A 15,274-nucleotide genomic window follows, 5' to 3' on the forward strand; every position below is an offset into this window, starting at 1 on the left:
AAGGCTTAAATTTTTCAATGAATTTATTTTCTTTCAAAAAAAAGAAACCCATTATAGGACTTACACTTTCCGGCGGCGGAATGCGCGGAATTGCTCACATAGCTGTTTTAAAAGCATTAGAAGAATACAACCTTAAACCGGATATTATTTCGGGAACAAGTGCAGGATCTATTGTAGGTGCATTCTATTCGTTCGGAAAAACGCCTGATGAAATGATGGAAATTGTAAGAAATACAACTTTTTTCTCACGTTCTTATCTAAAGCTTTCTAAAAACGGGATTTTCAGTTCAAAATTTATTCTAAAACTTTTTACTGATCATTTTCCTGAAGACGATTTTAAAGTTTTAAAAATCCCAATGTATGTTGCTGCCACAGAAATGACCCATGGCATTGTTGATTTCTTCTCTGAAGGTGAACTTTTCGGACCTCTTTTAGCTTCTTCAAGCGTTCCTTTTGTTTTACCTCCTGTAAAAATTGGTGAAAAAATTTATGTAGATGGTGGAGTTTTAGACAATCTTCCGATAGAACCCATTATCGATAAATGTGACTTTTTGATTGCCTCACACGTAAATTCCATCAGTTATGACGGATTGGAAAACATGAGTTTAATGAAAGAATTTGACCGTATCTTACATTTAGCCATTGCAAAATCTGTTTATTCTAAGGCAAGTCATTGCGACATATTTTTAGACCCTCCCAAAATGACCAAATTCAGCCTTTTCAATAAAAAGTTTCTGGACGTGATGTTTCAGGAAGTGTATGAATATACTTGTAATAACCTTGAGGAACGAGGCTATAAGAAGTTATAAGTTTAGAATTATTAGTTATGAATTTTTACAACTAACTATTTAACTACAAATTCTCCTCGGCAATTCTGCTTTTAAAAGTTTCAATCGTGTCTGGTAAAGATTCCATAGACTTTCCTCCTGCTGCATTGATGTGACCTCCACCGCTGAAATATTTTCTTGAAAACTGATTTACATCAACATCATCTTTACTTCTGAAAGAAATTTTAATGAAATCTTCATAAAGATCTTCCATGAAGAATGCTGCCATTCTTACCCCAACAATACTCAATCCGTAATTTACAAAACCTTCTGTATCGCCTTTCTGAAAACCATATTCCTTAAGTTCTGTTCTCGTTAAATATAATACCGCAACTTTTCCGTCATTTACTACTTCTATTCTACCTAAAATCAGTGCTAATAAATGTAAACGTGAAACGGTATTCGTATCCCAAGTATTGGATGTAATCACAGACGGGTCTGCTCCTTTTTCAATTAAATTAGCAACAATTCTATGCGTAGTCGCACTTGTAGAACGGAAACGGAAACCACCAGTATCTGTCATAATACCCGTATACAAACATTCTGCAATATCTTTATTCACTAAGTTTTCATCACCCATTGCTTCAATGAAATGATAAACCATCTGGCAAGTTGCGGGAATAACCGTATCTGAATATACAAAGTCAAAATCTTCAGGTTGTTGATGATGATCGATAAGAATTTTTTTTGCCTTTGCTCTCATCAGCCAATCTCCTAAAATTCCGATTCTTGCAGGAGAATTGAAATCTAAACAGAAAATAACATCGGCTTCATTAATCATGTCAAAGGCTACTTTTCTTTTGTATTCGCCTACAATATTTTTTTTCGCTTCCGGCATCCATTTCAAAAACTTAGGAAAATCGTTGGGAACAACAACCTCAGCTTCCAAACCTTTTGCTTTTAAGTAATGTTTCAACCCTAAACTTGAGCCAATAGCATCTCCATCCGGGTTATAATGGGTAAGAATAACAATTTTATTTTCCGGTACAAGAAGCTGATTGATTTCTAAAAGTTCTGAAGGTGTAAACATTTTCTTTAAATTTGAGTTTCCAAAGATAGAGGTTTTAAACGGAATGAATAGTAAATATAAAATAGCATACATACAGTTTTTTTCATTAACCCCTCTATAAATCAATTAAAAATATTTCAAAAAAAGAAAGGTAATATTTGTATCTAATAAAAAAAATGATATCTTTGCAACCTGAAAATTAATAGATAATTACGACTAAAATATATAGTAATGAGTAAAAGAACGTTCCAGCCATCAGAAAGAAAGAAAAGAAACAAACACGGTTTCAGAGAAAGAATGTCTACACCAAACGGTAGAAGAGTTTTAGCTGCAAGAAGAGCTAAAGGCAGAAAAAGCCTTTCAGTAAGTTCTGCAAGAGCTAAAAGATAATTCTTTAGTTACAATATACAGATTATGCTTGAAAAGTACTTTTTCAGGCATTTTTTGTTGTTAAAATATATTAATTTTTAGGTTTATAGAATATCTTTTTTTATTTTTAAAATCTGAAAAAAGCGCTTTCTGTAAAGCCAATAAAAATTAAATTTATGCCACATACAAATATCACCGGAGACATTATTGTAACTCTGCAAAACGCAAAGATTGCCCAAAAAAGCTTTACGGTACTTTCCGATGTTAACCTTACTATTAAAAAAGGAAGATTCTGCTACCTTATCGGAAAAACAGGCTCTGGAAAAAGTTCTCTTTTGAAGACTCTTTACGGACATATTCCTTTGGTTGCAGGAAAAGCTGAGGTCGTAGGTTTTGATTTGGCTAAATTAAAAGCATCAGACGTTCCTAACCTAAGAAGGAAGCTAGGAATTGTTTTCCAGGATTTTCAGTTGCTTTCTGACAGAACGGTTGAAAAAAATTTAAAATTTGTACTGGAAGCTACAGGATGGAGTGACAAGCACAAAATCGATGAGCGCATCAATGAAGTACTTTCAAGTGTAAACATGAAGGGGAAAAAGCATAAAATGCCGCATGAACTTTCTGGTGGAGAACAACAGCGTATCGCCATTGCAAGAGCTCTTCTTAATCACCCAGACTTAATCTTAGCAGATGAGCCAACAGGAAATTTAGACCCTGAAACCTCTAACGAAATTATGACGCTGTTAAAAAAAGTAGCTGAAGAAAATCACGCTGCTGTCGTAATGGCAACTCACGATTATCACATGATTCAAAATTTCCCGGGAGAAGCAATCAGATGTGAGGACGGAAAAGTTTCTGTATTGGATACAGCAGAATTATTTGAATAAATTAAAAGATTAAGAAATTTAGAAAACACTAACTTCTAACTTCTTTAAATACATGAAACTCTTTGGTGAGTTCAAGATATTGGTCCGAGTATTTTCTCGGACTTTTTTCTATAATAAATTCAGATTCTTCGACTTCTTTTTTCGTTAAAGAAAATTCTAAGACCAATCGTTTTACTTTTGAATGTTCAATTCCCTTAACACTAACCTTCCGAATCATAAATAATTGATTTTCAATAGCTATTCTAACAAAACAACTTCCAGCTTCAGAAGGAATAATTACAGATAAAATACCATTTTCAGAAAGTAATTCTGAAGATTTTGAAATCAGTTGTAAGAAATTTAACTCAACTGTTTGACGTGCCAGTTTATCTTTTTCAGAATCCGACTCTTCAAAATAAGGTGGATTTGAAACAATTAGATCAAACTTTTCTTCAGATTGAAAAACTTTAAAATCCTGGAGAATATTTTTTAGTCTTAAATAAAAAGGAGACTGTTCAAAATTACTTCGAGTAAGGCTTACCGCTTCTTGATTAATATCAATTCCTAAAAAATCTGCCTGAGAGTTCCTTTGCGCCAACATTAGGGAAATTAAACCCGTTCCCGTCCCTACTTCCAATACTTTAGAAACATTTTGCACATTCGCTAAAGCCCCCAGCAAAACACCGTCTGTTCCTACACGGAAGACGTTTTTTGACTGGTGAATTTCGAACTGTTTAAATGTAAAAGGTTTCACTATAAATTAGTCGGTAAAGTAATGATGAATGTAGAACCTTTTCCTACTTCAGATTTCACAGAAATTTCTCCTTTATAGTCTTCCACCATTTTTCTAACCATTGATAAACCAAGTCCCATCCCACTATTTTTAGAGGTAAAATTAGGCTCAAAAATCTTTTCATACATACCCTCAGGAATTCCGATTCCGTTATCCTGCACAGAAATTATGACCCTTCTCTGATGCTGCTCAATATCTACATTCACCAACAAATCTCTATCATCACTTTTTGCCTGCTTAGCATTAGTAACCAAATTGGTAATAATTCTCGAAAGGAAAACACGATCCATCGTAATCATAATATTGCTCTTATTAGAATGAACAAATATCTGATCATCGTTGAAAACCCTTAAAATATCTTCTATCTCATTATTCAGATTGATGACTTCATTATTTTTTTCGGGAAGTTTTGCAAATTCTGAAAAGGCAGAAGCTACTGTCGCAATAACATCGATCTGATCAACCATTGTTTTACTCATCTGCTTTACTCTTTCTGTAATATTTGGATCTTGGGGATCAAACTTTCTTTCAAAATTCTGAATAGTCAGCTTCATTGGCGTTAAAGGATTTTTCACTTCATGAGCAACCTGTTTTGCCATTTCTCGCCACGCTTCTTCTGACGCTTTAAAACGAAGCCTTTCTTTTTGATCCTGAATTTGAAGAATCATCCTGTTATACGCTCTCGCCAAAGCATTCAACTCATCATTTTTATAATATTTAATAGGGCGCATTTCATTTTCAAAAAGAGTGATACGCGTAATCATATCAGAGAATTTCGTAATATTTTTAGCTAAATTATTTGATGTAACCCAACTAAGCCAGATACTGAAAACAATAATAATTAAGTCTATTAAAAGAATATAAATCACATACTTATGTAAAACTTCCATATAAGCAGACTCATTATGATACAAAGGAATATAGATAATTCCGATAGGTTCCCACATATTATTTTTCAGAACGAGATATGACGAAGTATAGACTGCATCTTTGGTAGCATCATAGCCACGAACGTCATATCTCGTCTCTTTTGACAAAAGTTTATTAACGATATCCATCGGAACCTTTTTACGATCAACCAGATTCAAATCCTTATTTGACAGTAAATAATTTCCCTTCAGATCATAAACAATTATATCATGTTGATTAATATCTGCAATCTCAAATATTTTATTTCCCAACACCTTCCTAAGGTCTTGCGTTTGTACCGTCGTACGACTTAAAGCATAATCAAAATAGGCCATCACCGCATTGGTCTTCTCCTGCATGTCAATTTTACTCTGCTCCAACGCGTTATTTCGCAAAACAAAGTAAGGAACCAGAGAAGATGCGGCAACACTTAAAAGACATATTAATAAGAATCCGAAAAATACACGGTTTCTTAAGCTATATCCTTTATATTTATTAAATGCCATTCTGCCTGCTAATTAATTTTGAAATGTACTTACCAATAATATCAAATTCAAGATTGACTTTATCGCCTACCTGAAGAGTATTCATATTGGTAAATTCCCAAGTATATGGGATGATCGCTACAGAAAACTGAAAATCTTCACTTTTAGCTACCGTCAAACTAATTCCATTCATCGTGATAGAGCCTTGAGGCACTGTAACAAAATTACCTTCTGAATTGTATTTTACAGTAACAAAATAGCTGCCATCTTTGTTTTCGATGCTCACAATTTCTCCGGTTTTGTCTACATGACCTTGTACGATATGCCCATCAAGCCTTCCATTCATCATCATGCAGCGCTCCAAATTAACAACGCTTCCTACTTTCCATTTACCTAAATTTGTTTTTTCTAAAGTTTCATTGATTGCCGTAACCACATACTGATCATCTTTGATCTCAACAACCGTTAAACAACAGCCGTTATGAGCAAGACTTTGATCGATCTTTAGTTCGTTCGTAAAGGGACAACTTAGGGTAAAGTCTATATTCGTTCCGTTTTCTTGTATCTTCTCAATAACTCCTACTGCTTCAATAATTCCTGTGAACATATTATTTTTTGCTAAATTTGTAAAATTATAATCTTCAAAGATAATCAAAATGAGCCCAAAAAACCATAAAGTACGAGTAGGAATTTCAATTGGTGACTTCAACGGCATTGGCCCTGAAATCATCATGAAGTCTCTGATTGACAAAACCATTACAGATTTTTTCACTCCAGTTATTTTTGGGTCAGGTAAACTTTTCACCTATCAAAAAAATCTTTTTAAGCTAAACTTAAACTTCAACTACATTACTGAAGCTTCGCAAGCCCAAAACGGAAAGCTCAATATGGTGAATCTTGTGAAAGAAAATTCTAATGTAGAACTGGGAAAACCAACAGAAGAATCTACAAAGATGGCAATAGATTCATTAGAAGCCGCAACTGAAGCTTTAATGAAAGGTGAAATTGATGTTTTGGTAACTGCGCCCATCAACAAAGATGAGATGGTAAAAATGGGTTTCAAACATGCAGGTCACACTGGTTATTTTGAAGAAAAATTTAATAAAAAAGGATTAATGTTTTTAGTGTCAGAGGATTTGAAAGTAGCAGTTTCTACACACCACATTCCTATCTCGCAGGTTGCTGAAAACATTTCTAAAGAAAAAATAAAAAAACAAATCCGCGCTTTAAATCAAACGTTAATTGAAGATTTCGCTATCAGAAGACCCAAAATTGCAGTTTTAGGTTTAAATCCACATTCCGGTGATGGTGGAGTTATCGGAAATGAAGAAATAGAAATCATTTCTCCAGCAATAAAAGAACTTTCAGACAGCGGAATTCTCGCTTTTGGCCCTTTTCCTGCAGACAGCTATTTCCAGCCTTCAAAATATAAAAATTACGATGCCGTTTTAGCAATGTACCACGACCAGGGATTAGCTCCTTTCAAAACATTAGCTTATGAAGAAGGCGTAAACTACACTGCAGCACTTCCTTTTATCAGAACCTCTCCCGATCATGGTGTGGCTTATGATATTGCGGGAAAAAACATTGCCGATGAACGAAGCTTTGTAGAGGCAATTTTTACGGCCATTAAAATTTTCAATCATAGAAATGACTATAAAGATTTGATGAGCAATCGTCTGCAGCCCAAAAGAATGCCTTCCGACAATGGAATAGATGAAGACCTACCTGTAGAAAACGAAATATAAAATCTGTAAACGAATTAAAATTAATTTGTTATGAATTTAATTTGTAATATTAAAAAAAATGCATATTTTTGCACACTCATTTTATGGACAAGTTAAGAAACTACGACGTAAGCTTTTCTGGTTTAAAAACCGGCAAACACGAGTTCAAATTTGAGATAGATAAAGAGTTCTTTCAATTATTTGAGACTGATCAAGAATTTACAAATCCTAAAATCAAAGTAGATGTTTTACTTGATAAACACACTACTTTTTTAGAATTTGAAATCAAAGTAGATGGTATAGTAGAATTGGTTTGTGATATCACCAACGAAGATTTTATGTACCCTATTGAAAACCAAATCGGTATTTTGGTAAAGTTTGGGGAAGAATATGATGACAGCGAAGAAGACGTTATCACCATTCCTACCAACGACCATGCTTTTAATATTTCACAATTGATATATGAAAATGTGGCACTTTCAATACCCATGAAAAAATTATCACCCAATATAAGTGATGAAGATTTGGAAATCCTTGAAAAATTCAGTCCAGAAGAAATAGAAGAGGAAGAACAAAAAAGTGACCCAAGATGGGACGCACTAAAAAATTTAAAGAATAAAAATTAAATAGTTTAATGATGAGATGGCGAATCTCATCACTCATCAATTAAAAAAGTTATTACAAAATGGCACATCCAAAGAGAAGACAATCGTCTACAAGAAGAGATAAGAGAAGAACTCATTATAAAGCTGTAGTTCCTCAATTAGCAAAAGATGCAACATCAGGAGAAATGCATTTATACCACAGAGCTCACTGGCATGAAGGAAAACTTTACTACAGAGGTAAAGTAGTAATGGAAAAAGAAGTAGCTACTACTGAAGAAAACTAAGAGTCGCTTTTCATCGAAAAACACTCGTTTTAATACAGAAACCGCCCAATTTTTATAAATTTCGGCGGTTTTTTGTTGTTTTTTGTGTTTTTTTGGTATCTTTGACAGCAAATCAAATATCAATTTTATGGACATTAAAGACATACAAAATCTTATCAAGTTTGTATCTAAAGCTGAAGTTTCAGAAGTAAAATACAAGACTAAAGATTTCGAAATTACTATTAAAACTCCACTTGGAGGTAATGAAGTAAGCTATGTTGCTCAGCCTGCAATGTATCAGCAAGCTCCACAACAGGTAGCTCCAGGCCACGCTCCAGCTCCGGTTTCTGCATCTCCAGAAAAAACAGAAGCGGCTTCTGATGATAGTAAATATGTAACTATTAAGTCTCCAATGATCGGAACTTTCTACAGAAAACCATCTCCAGATAAAGATGTTTTTGTAAACGTAGGTGATGAAGTTTCTAACGGAAAAGTAGTTTGTGTAATCGAAGCAATGAAGTTATTCAACCAAATTGAGTCTGAAGTAAGCGGTAAAATCGTTAAGATTTTAGTTGATGATGCTACTCCTGTTGAATACGACCAACCATTATTCTTAGTAGATCCATCTTAATTAGAAGTTAGATGTTAGACATTAGATGTTAGATTAAATTCTACATTAAAATAACATTATCTAATTTTCAAATTATCTAATTTTCAAATTGAAGAAGATGTTCAAAAAAATATTAATTGCCAATCGTGGCGAAATTGCAATGCGTATTTTACGTACTTGTAAAGAAATGGGAATCAAAACCGTTGCAGTATATTCTACTGCCGACAAAGACAGTCTTCATGTAAGATTTGCTGACGAGGCTGTTTGTATTGGTCCTGCAATGAGTAAAGACTCTTATCTTAAAATACCTAATATTATTGCTGCTGCAGAGATTACCAATGCAGATGCAATTCACCCTGGGTATGGTTTCTTATCTGAAAATGCTAATTTCTCAAGAATCTGTCAGAAAAACGGTATCAAATTTATTGGTGCAAGTCCTGAGCAAATTGAAAGAATGGGAGACAAAGCAAACGCTAAAGCAACCATGAAAGCGGCAAACGTACCTTGTGTACCTGGTTCTGAAGGTTTAATTGAATCTTACGAGCATGCCGTAAAAACTGCAGAAGAAACAGGTTATCCGGTAATGATTAAAGCTACCGCAGGTGGTGGAGGTAAAGGGATGAGAGCTGTTTGGAAAGCTGAAGACCTAAAAGAACACTGGGAATCTGCAATTCAGGAAGCTGTTGCAGCCTTCGGAAACGGGGGTATGTACATGGAGAAACTGATTGAAGAACCAAGACATATTGAAATTCAGGTTGCAGGTGACCAATTTGGTAAAGCTTGTCACCTTTCTGAAAGAGACTGTTCTGTACAAAGAAGAAACCAAAAATTAACTGAAGAAACTCCTTCTCCATTCATGACTGACGAGCTTCGTGAGAAAATGGGTGATGCAGCGGTAAAAGCAGCAGAATTTATCGGTTATGAAGGGGTAGGAACTATTGAATTCCTTGTTGACAAGCACAGAAATTTTTATTTCATGGAAATGAACACAAGAATTCAGGTTGAGCACCCTATTACGGAGCAAGTTGTAGATTACGATTTGATTCGTGAGCAAATTCTATTAGCTTCTGGAGCTCCAATTTCAGGAATTAATTATTATCCAAAATTACATTCAATTGAGTGTAGAATCAATGCGGAAGATCCTTATGCTGATTTCAGACCTTCACCGGGAAAAATCACAGGATTAAATATTCCTGGAGGACACGGTATCAGAGTAGACACGCATGTTTATTCAGGATACACGATTCCTTCTAACTACGATTCAATGATTGCAAAATTAATTACAACGGCTCAAACCCGTGAAGAAGCAATTGCAAAAATGAAGCGTGCATTGGAAGAATTCTATGTTGAAGGTGTAAAAACTACAATTCCTTTCCATAGACAGTTGATGGAAGATGAAGATTATCTTTCAGGAAACTACACGACAAAATTCATGGAGAGTTTTGTAATGGATAGAAAATATGATAATCACTAAGATTATTTTAGATAAATACTTAAACCGTCTCACCTATGAGGCGGTTTTTTTGTGAGAAGCTGGATTTTAATGAGGTGTTTGGAGTAGAAAAAAATAATCTTTTTATTGAAATTTCTTCATTGTTAAAAGCCAATCATTAATTGATGTTAGAATTTTAATCCATACTATTTGTCAACCTTTGTAATAACACCTTTTGTAATGATATAAGAATTATTGTCATTGTAAACATTATACCAACTATTCTTGTGTGACTGCCTATAATCAAGCATAAAAACGGTTTTATATTCATTTTTTATATCAAACCTTTTTCTTTCCGAATCAAAGAAAATTTCATTTTCATAAATGATGGGTACAAGCAATAAATTATTTTTAGATACCAAACCATACTTATTATTTTTCTTCACAAGATAAGCTTCAAAATACGGATTACTCAGGTATTTTATTTCATCATATTCTAGTGGAATTACTTTTTTATATACATCATTAAGCAAACCGACTTTCCCATTTTTAGTCACGATAAATGAAGTAATAAGGTCTTCTTCACTCCTATAATAATTATTATAATAATGAAAATTTACGATTTTAATATTGTCATATTTCGCAGGCAAAACTTCCTTTTCTTCAAAATCAATCAACCCTACTTTATTATTGTTAAAGAAGTATATTGCTTTGCTTTTTATAACACTTCTCTCTATTTCATCATATTCTTTTATCGCTGTTTTTTCTTCATAAAGTTTGTTCAGCTTGTTACTGTAATAAGTAACCGTATTTTCTTGTTTTTTTTCATCATAAAATCGCCTTACAAAACCAAAGTTTTTTCTAAGAGAAAAATAACCTTTATCTGATGCCAAAACTATCTTTTGGTTTCTTATATCGTACACAAAGAAACCATTTTGAAGATTAGAACTACTATAAAAAAAATCTTTAGTTATTCCTTTTTTACTATACCTTCCAAAATTATTATCCGTAACGTATGTATTATAATTTTTTTCGTCCAGATAAACGATTTCTTTGCCAACAGAATTTATGATTTTAAACTCCTTAAAATAGGCTCCTTCGGGTCCAAAAAAACCTCCAGGAATAATCAAATAATCAAGATGATTTTTCTTGTAATAATCTTCCATTTTTTCATCATAACTTTCTTCTACATATTTTCGCAACGGATAAACATTTATAATTTCATACTTTGGTTCTACGAATATGTTACCATTAAAATCAATCAGTCCATATTTGCCTTTACTAGGATGAAATTTGAATAGTTGGGATAAATAATTTTCATAATTTTCGTTCTTAGAATAATTCCCGTAATCATAATAATGAGAAACAGATTCAATTAATGGGTAAGAAAATTTCGATTTCATACCATTTTTCATCAAGCGAAAATTCACTCCTTCTTTAAGGTAAATATAACCGTTTGCTATATTGCTAATGCTGTCTTTACTAATGGTTTCGTTGAAATTTTCATCAAGAATATAATTATAAAAATTTTCTTTGGCTGCGTATATCTTGTTATTAAAAACTCGGTAATGTTTATACTTTCGTTCGGTTTTCTGTTCGGTTTCCATATTATAAAAGCCTCCTTTAAAACCTTCTTTGTAGAATAAGATATTTTTAATAGGCAAAAAACCTAAATCGTCATAATCTACTTTTATAGATTGGGCACTAAATTGGTTATTTTCAAACTTCACCAGTCTATTTTGGCTCACTTTTAATGTATTCTCGTTGTATTTTCCTGAAAACCCTTCTGTTTTAGGATACTCAATAACAATAAAATAGACAATATTTTTATATTCTTTAATCTCAGAAAAACGATGAATTATAGGAGGATACAGCAATTTTCCATTTTTAGAGTAAATTCCGTATTGCTCATCATACAAATCTTCATTGGTATAAGAAAAGATTACATCTTTCAAATATTTTTCTAATTTTTCTTTGGTATTTGCGTTTGCGTTTGCAAAATTAGATTTGCTATTTTTCACACTTTTGTATTGAGCCGGAACGATTGTTTTCCCTAAATGATTAATTACTCCAAACAGCGAATTCTTTTCGACTACAAATAAATTTTCATCAAAAAAATCAATGTTGTCGAATGTCGCATTAGTTAGTTTCTTATCAAGACTGTCTTTAACTCCAAATTTTCCATTTTCTTCATAAAAAAATTTCTGCCGCAATATTATTCTGGCAGAATCTTCAGCTTCCCTGTTCCTTTGCCCCGAAATACAAATTATAAAAAAGGAAAAAAGAAAAATTAATAGTACTTTCATCACCACTATATTAAAAGTAAATTTAGAAAATATATCAAAGAAATTTTAAACTTTATAAAAAATAAATACCTAACAGCACAATAAATAACAAACTCTCAATACTTTATCTTGCTTGAAAAAGGGTACAAATAAAAATTAATTGTTGAAGTTCACATGTATTCGAAATGCAAAAACTTTGGCACATTAACATCTTGTAAAATTGATGAGAACTTTTCAAGCCCGTGAAGAAGCAGTTGCAAAAATAAAACGTGCTTTGGAAGAATTCTATGCTGAAGGGCTAAAAACTATATTTCATTACAGATAATTGATTGAAAATAAGGGTCATATTTCTGAAAACGACACTATAAAATTCATGGTGAGTTTTATAATGGATTGAAAATATAATAAAATTGAAAACTGCTTTACTTGAAGCACCCTTTAAGTAAAGCTTCACAATGATTTTTATCATAAAAGAAAACTTTTCTGTAAAACTATTTAATCATATCTTAGAGAAATATAATTAAATTATGAAAAAACAGCTCTTCATTTTTTTTAGTGCAACCTTATTGGCCATCGTTTCATCATGTACATCAACAGATGAAGACATAATAGCTGAAAAAAACACAGAAAACTTTGAAAATCAAGAACATATTACAATTCCTATAACAGACCCTGTCAAAAAATTTGGGGTATATAATGCTTTGGGATATGGTTATAACGTAACAGGGGAATATGCAGATGCAAACTCTACCGCATTAAAAATTATAGATACAGATAAGTTTAAAATAGAAAACCCTTCACGGCTATCTGATGAAACAGTACTCTCTCAGGAGCAAAAAGATGAATATGGGAAAGATGCTGCTTCATTTTCGGAAATGATATCTAAGAAAGTTGAGGCAACGAAACTCTTAAAAGTATACGGTAAAACAATACCATTTGCATCAGCCATGTTAAATAATCAAACTTTTGATAATTCATATATCTATGGAAGTTATAACATGATTATAAAGCTTAAAAGATTTAGATATAATGCTACAGCAGAACTATTGAGTAATTATTTAACTTCAAGTTTCTTAAACGATATTGAGGAAAAAACTCCTGAACAGATTGTTCAAGACTATGGAACTCATGTTTCAGTAGATATATACACTGGAGCAAAAGTAGATATGATTTTTCAGGCCAAAACAACAAACCATGACCGTGAACGTGCTGCAAGAATTGGTGTAAGAACATATTTAAACGACGTGAACAATAATGAAATTGATGCTATAGAAGCCTCAAAAAACTACGAAAAGAAATTATATTATAAAACCAGAGGTGGTGATAAATCTAAAGCAAAAGCAGGCATATTTAACCTTGATAAAAAAACTCCGACAATTAACTTTATCGATTGGCAAAGTACGGTAACAAAAGAAAATTCAGTTCTTGTAGATTTTGGAAATTCCGGTCTAGTTATCATTTATGATTTAGTAAAAGATCCTGTAAAAAAAGCAAAGCTTAAATTTTATATTGATAATTATATTATTAAAAATCAAGTTACTTTAGCTCCTTAAAGTCAATATTTTAAACCTAAATTATACAACATTCCGTCTTTTAGAAAGACGGTTTTTTTATTTATAAGAAATTAAATCAAAGCCTATAAAAAGATATAAAATCTGATTGCCAAGTTTATTATATGAATTTTCTTCTGAAACTTATGTAACCTACCTTAAAACAAACTTAATTAACAATCGTTCAAACATTATTTTACTGTTTATCTCTTTCATTCAGAATGTTTAAATTTGTAAAAAAGCAAAAACAATATGTCAATACAAGAACAAGCAAAAAACTCACAATATTTCATCGAACTCGAAGAAAAACATGGTGCACACAATTATCATCCGCTTCCGGTGGTTCTAGATAAGGGTGAAGGCGTTTTTGTTTGGGATGTTGAGGGTAAAAAATATTACGATTTTCTTTCGGCTTATTCAGCAGTTAACCAAGGGCATTCACACCCAAAAATTGTTGATGCTTTAGTAAATCAAGCAAAAAAACTGGCTTTAACTTCAAGAGCATTCTACAATTCAAATTTGGGAGAGTATGAGAAGAAAATCACTACCCTTTTTGGTTTTGACAAAGTTCTACCAATGAATTCGGGAGCTGAAGCTGTGGAAACGGCAGTAAAATTAGCTAGAAAATGGAGTTATGAAGTAAAAGGAATTTCTGAAAACGCAGCTAAAATTGTAGTTTGTGAAAACAATTTCCATGGAAGAACCACAACAATTGTTTCTTTCTCAAACGACCCCGATGCCAATAAAAACTACGGTCCTTTCACACCGGGATTTGTAAAAATTCCTTACAACGACCTTGCAGCTTTAGAAGAAGTTTTAAAAAATGACGCTCAAAATATTGCAGCATTTTTGGTTGAGCCGATTCAGGGAGAAGCTGGAGTTTATGTTCCGGATGAAAACTTCCTTAAGAATGCATTAGAATTATGTAAAAAATACAATGTTCTTTTCATTGCAGACGAAGTACAGACAGGAATTGCAAGAACGGGTAAATTGATTGCTTGTCACCACGAAAACGTGCAACCTGATATTTTAATTTTAGGAAAAGCACTTTCTGGAGGAATGTATCCTGTATCTGCAGTGTTGGCAAATGATGAGATTATGAATGTCATCAAACCAGGTCAGCACGGTTCTACTTTTGGAGGAAATCCCATTGCCTGTGCAGTTGCTATCGCAGCTTTGGACGTTGTTGCTGATGAAAAACTTTCTGAAAGAGCTGAAGAATTAGGAAAACTATTCAGAAGTGAAATTGAAAAATTAATCGAAAAATCAGACCTAATTACCAAAGTAAGAGGAAAAGGTTTATTAAATGCCATCTTAATTAATGATACTCCTGAAAGCTCTACCGCATGGAATCTTTGTTTACAGTTAAAAGAAAACGGACTTTTAGCTAAACCAACTCACGGAAATATCATCAGATTGGCTCCTCCATTGGTTATCACAGAAGAACAATTATTAGATTGCGTGAAGATTATTGAACAAACAATCTTGAATTATAAGAAATAAATAAAAATATTTTTTAATATTTTAAAATGAATAACGCTCTA

At 32.7% G+C, this 15,274-nt stretch carries 15 protein-coding genes; 10 read left to right on the forward strand and 5 right to left on the reverse strand.

All coding sequences use genetic code 11. From position 1 onward, the window contains the following. The first annotated feature begins 17 nt into the window (after positions 1-17). Complete coding sequence (locus AB671_RS17625; protein ID WP_066674696.1) at positions 18-809, forward strand: patatin-like phospholipase family protein; 792 nt, start codon at positions 18-20, stop codon at positions 807-809. Between the two features lie 43 nt (positions 810-852). Here AB671_RS17625 and AB671_RS17630 read toward each other — a convergent pair whose 3' ends face one another. Next, complete coding sequence (locus AB671_RS17630) at positions 853-1,857, reverse strand: DHH family phosphoesterase (protein ID WP_066674827.1); 1,005 nt, start codon at positions 1,855-1,857, stop codon at positions 853-855. A gap of 210 nt (positions 1,858-2,067) precedes the next feature. On the opposite strand from AB671_RS17630, the gene rpmH reads away from it, so the two are divergent. Together rpmH and AB671_RS17640 are read left to right on the forward strand one after the other, a co-directional pair. Further along, on the forward strand, positions 2,068-2,226 hold the full coding sequence (gene rpmH, locus AB671_RS17635) for a 50S ribosomal protein L34 (protein WP_054511485.1): 159 nt from the start codon (positions 2,068-2,070) through the stop codon (positions 2,224-2,226). A gap of 155 nt (positions 2,227-2,381) precedes the next feature. Beyond that, entirely contained in the window at positions 2,382-3,092 is a 711-nt protein-coding gene (locus AB671_RS17640; protein ID WP_066674699.1) for a cell division ATP-binding protein FtsE, read from the forward strand. A 28-nt stretch (positions 3,093-3,120) separates the two neighbouring features. On the opposite strand, the gene AB671_RS17645 is transcribed toward AB671_RS17640, so the two are convergent. From AB671_RS17645 to AB671_RS17655, 3 genes are read right to left on the reverse strand one after another with little or no spacing between them, the layout of a single operon-like run. Then, positions 3,121-3,825: a tRNA1(Val) (adenine(37)-N6)-methyltransferase gene (locus tag AB671_RS17645; RefSeq protein ID WP_066674702.1), complete on the reverse strand. Its 705-nt coding sequence runs from the start codon at positions 3,823-3,825 to the stop codon at positions 3,121-3,123. Next, positions 3,825-5,279, reverse strand: coding sequence for a sensor histidine kinase (locus tag AB671_RS17650; protein WP_066674704.1), 1,455 nt, complete (start codon positions 5,277-5,279; stop codon positions 3,825-3,827). Before AB671_RS17650 ends, AB671_RS17645 begins: the two co-directional genes overlap by 1 nt. Further along, positions 5,269-5,865: a riboflavin synthase gene (locus AB671_RS17655; RefSeq protein ID WP_066674829.1), complete on the reverse strand. Its 597-nt coding sequence runs from the start codon at positions 5,863-5,865 to the stop codon at positions 5,269-5,271. Before AB671_RS17655 ends, AB671_RS17650 begins: the two co-directional genes overlap by 11 nt. Before the next feature lie 49 nt (positions 5,866-5,914). Between AB671_RS17655 and pdxA the strand changes: the two genes are divergently transcribed. The 5 genes from pdxA (at position 5,915) to accC (ending at position 9,937) form a co-directional block, all read left to right on the forward strand. Then, a complete protein-coding gene (gene pdxA, locus AB671_RS17660; protein ID WP_066674706.1) occupies positions 5,915-7,006 on the forward strand; it encodes a 4-hydroxythreonine-4-phosphate dehydrogenase PdxA in 1,092 nt (363 codons plus the stop codon). A gap of 83 nt (positions 7,007-7,089) precedes the next feature. Further along, positions 7,090-7,611 carry a YceD family protein gene (locus AB671_RS17665; RefSeq protein ID WP_066674708.1) on the forward strand — a complete coding sequence of 174 codons (522 nt, stop codon included), beginning with the start codon at positions 7,090-7,092 and terminating at the stop codon, positions 7,609-7,611. A 59-nt stretch (positions 7,612-7,670) separates the two neighbouring features. Further along, on the forward strand, positions 7,671-7,874 hold the full coding sequence (gene rpmF / locus AB671_RS17670; RefSeq protein ID WP_066674711.1) for a 50S ribosomal protein L32: 204 nt from the start codon (positions 7,671-7,673) through the stop codon (positions 7,872-7,874). A 127-nt stretch (positions 7,875-8,001) separates the two neighbouring features. Further along, positions 8,002-8,484: an acetyl-CoA carboxylase biotin carboxyl carrier protein gene (gene accB, locus AB671_RS17675; RefSeq protein ID WP_066674714.1), complete on the forward strand. Its 483-nt coding sequence runs from the start codon at positions 8,002-8,004 to the stop codon at positions 8,482-8,484. A gap of 97 nt (positions 8,485-8,581) precedes the next feature. Then, complete coding sequence (accC, locus tag AB671_RS17680; protein WP_066674717.1) at positions 8,582-9,937, forward strand: acetyl-CoA carboxylase biotin carboxylase subunit; 1,356 nt, start codon at positions 8,582-8,584, stop codon at positions 9,935-9,937. Between the two features lie 164 nt (positions 9,938-10,101). On the opposite strand, the gene AB671_RS17685 is transcribed toward accC, so the two are convergent. Then, the gene (locus AB671_RS17685; protein ID WP_066674720.1) at positions 10,102-12,201 is read right to left on the reverse strand and encodes a WG repeat-containing protein; all 2,100 of its coding nucleotides are present in this window, start codon (positions 12,199-12,201) and stop codon (positions 10,102-10,104) included. 506 nt (positions 12,202-12,707) lie between these two features. Between AB671_RS17685 and AB671_RS17690 the strand changes: the two genes are divergently transcribed. Both AB671_RS17690 and rocD read left to right on the forward strand, forming a co-directional pair. Next, entirely contained in the window at positions 12,708-13,733 is a 1,026-nt protein-coding gene (locus tag AB671_RS17690; protein ID WP_066674723.1) for an MAC/perforin domain-containing protein, read from the forward strand. Between the two features lie 249 nt (positions 13,734-13,982). Then, complete coding sequence (gene rocD / locus AB671_RS17695) at positions 13,983-15,233, forward strand: ornithine--oxo-acid transaminase (protein WP_066674732.1); 1,251 nt, start codon at positions 13,983-13,985, stop codon at positions 15,231-15,233. Positions 15,234-15,274 lie beyond the last annotated feature (41 nt).

The sequence above is a fragment of the Chryseobacterium sp. BGARF1 genome, assembly GCF_001677955.1.
Lineage (GTDB): Bacteria > Bacteroidota > Bacteroidia > Flavobacteriales > Weeksellaceae > Chryseobacterium.

Excerpts from the sequence above, each read along its gene's own strand:
- AB671_RS17625 (WP_066674696.1), top strand. The coding sequence starts at position 18 with ATGAATTTATTTTCTTTCAAAAAAAAGAAACCCATTATAGGACTTACA.
- AB671_RS17630 (WP_066674827.1), bottom strand. The coding sequence starts at position 1,857 with ATGTTTACACCTTCAGAACTTTTAGAAATCAATCAGCTTCTTGTACCG.
- rpmH (WP_054511485.1), top strand. The coding sequence starts at position 2,068 with ATGAGTAAAAGAACGTTCCAGCCATCAGAAAGAAAGAAAAGAAACAAA.
- AB671_RS17640 (WP_066674699.1), top strand. The coding sequence starts at position 2,382 with ATGCCACATACAAATATCACCGGAGACATTATTGTAACTCTGCAAAAC.
- AB671_RS17650 (WP_066674704.1), bottom strand. The coding sequence starts at position 5,279 with ATGGCATTTAATAAATATAAAGGATATAGCTTAAGAAACCGTGTATTT.
- AB671_RS17655 (WP_066674829.1), bottom strand. The coding sequence starts at position 5,865 with ATGTTCACAGGAATTATTGAAGCAGTAGGAGTTATTGAGAAGATACAA.
- pdxA (WP_066674706.1), top strand. The coding sequence starts at position 5,915 with ATGAGCCCAAAAAACCATAAAGTACGAGTAGGAATTTCAATTGGTGAC.
- AB671_RS17665 (WP_066674708.1), top strand. The coding sequence starts at position 7,090 with ATGGACAAGTTAAGAAACTACGACGTAAGCTTTTCTGGTTTAAAAACC.
- rpmF (WP_066674711.1), top strand. The coding sequence starts at position 7,671 with ATGGCACATCCAAAGAGAAGACAATCGTCTACAAGAAGAGATAAGAGA.
- accB (WP_066674714.1), top strand. The coding sequence starts at position 8,002 with ATGGACATTAAAGACATACAAAATCTTATCAAGTTTGTATCTAAAGCT.
- accC (WP_066674717.1), top strand. The coding sequence starts at position 8,582 with ATGTTCAAAAAAATATTAATTGCCAATCGTGGCGAAATTGCAATGCGT.
- AB671_RS17685 (WP_066674720.1), bottom strand. The coding sequence starts at position 12,201 with ATGAAAGTACTATTAATTTTTCTTTTTTCCTTTTTTATAATTTGTATT.
- AB671_RS17690 (WP_066674723.1), top strand. The coding sequence starts at position 12,708 with ATGAAAAAACAGCTCTTCATTTTTTTTAGTGCAACCTTATTGGCCATC.
- rocD (WP_066674732.1), top strand. The coding sequence starts at position 13,983 with ATGTCAATACAAGAACAAGCAAAAAACTCACAATATTTCATCGAACTC.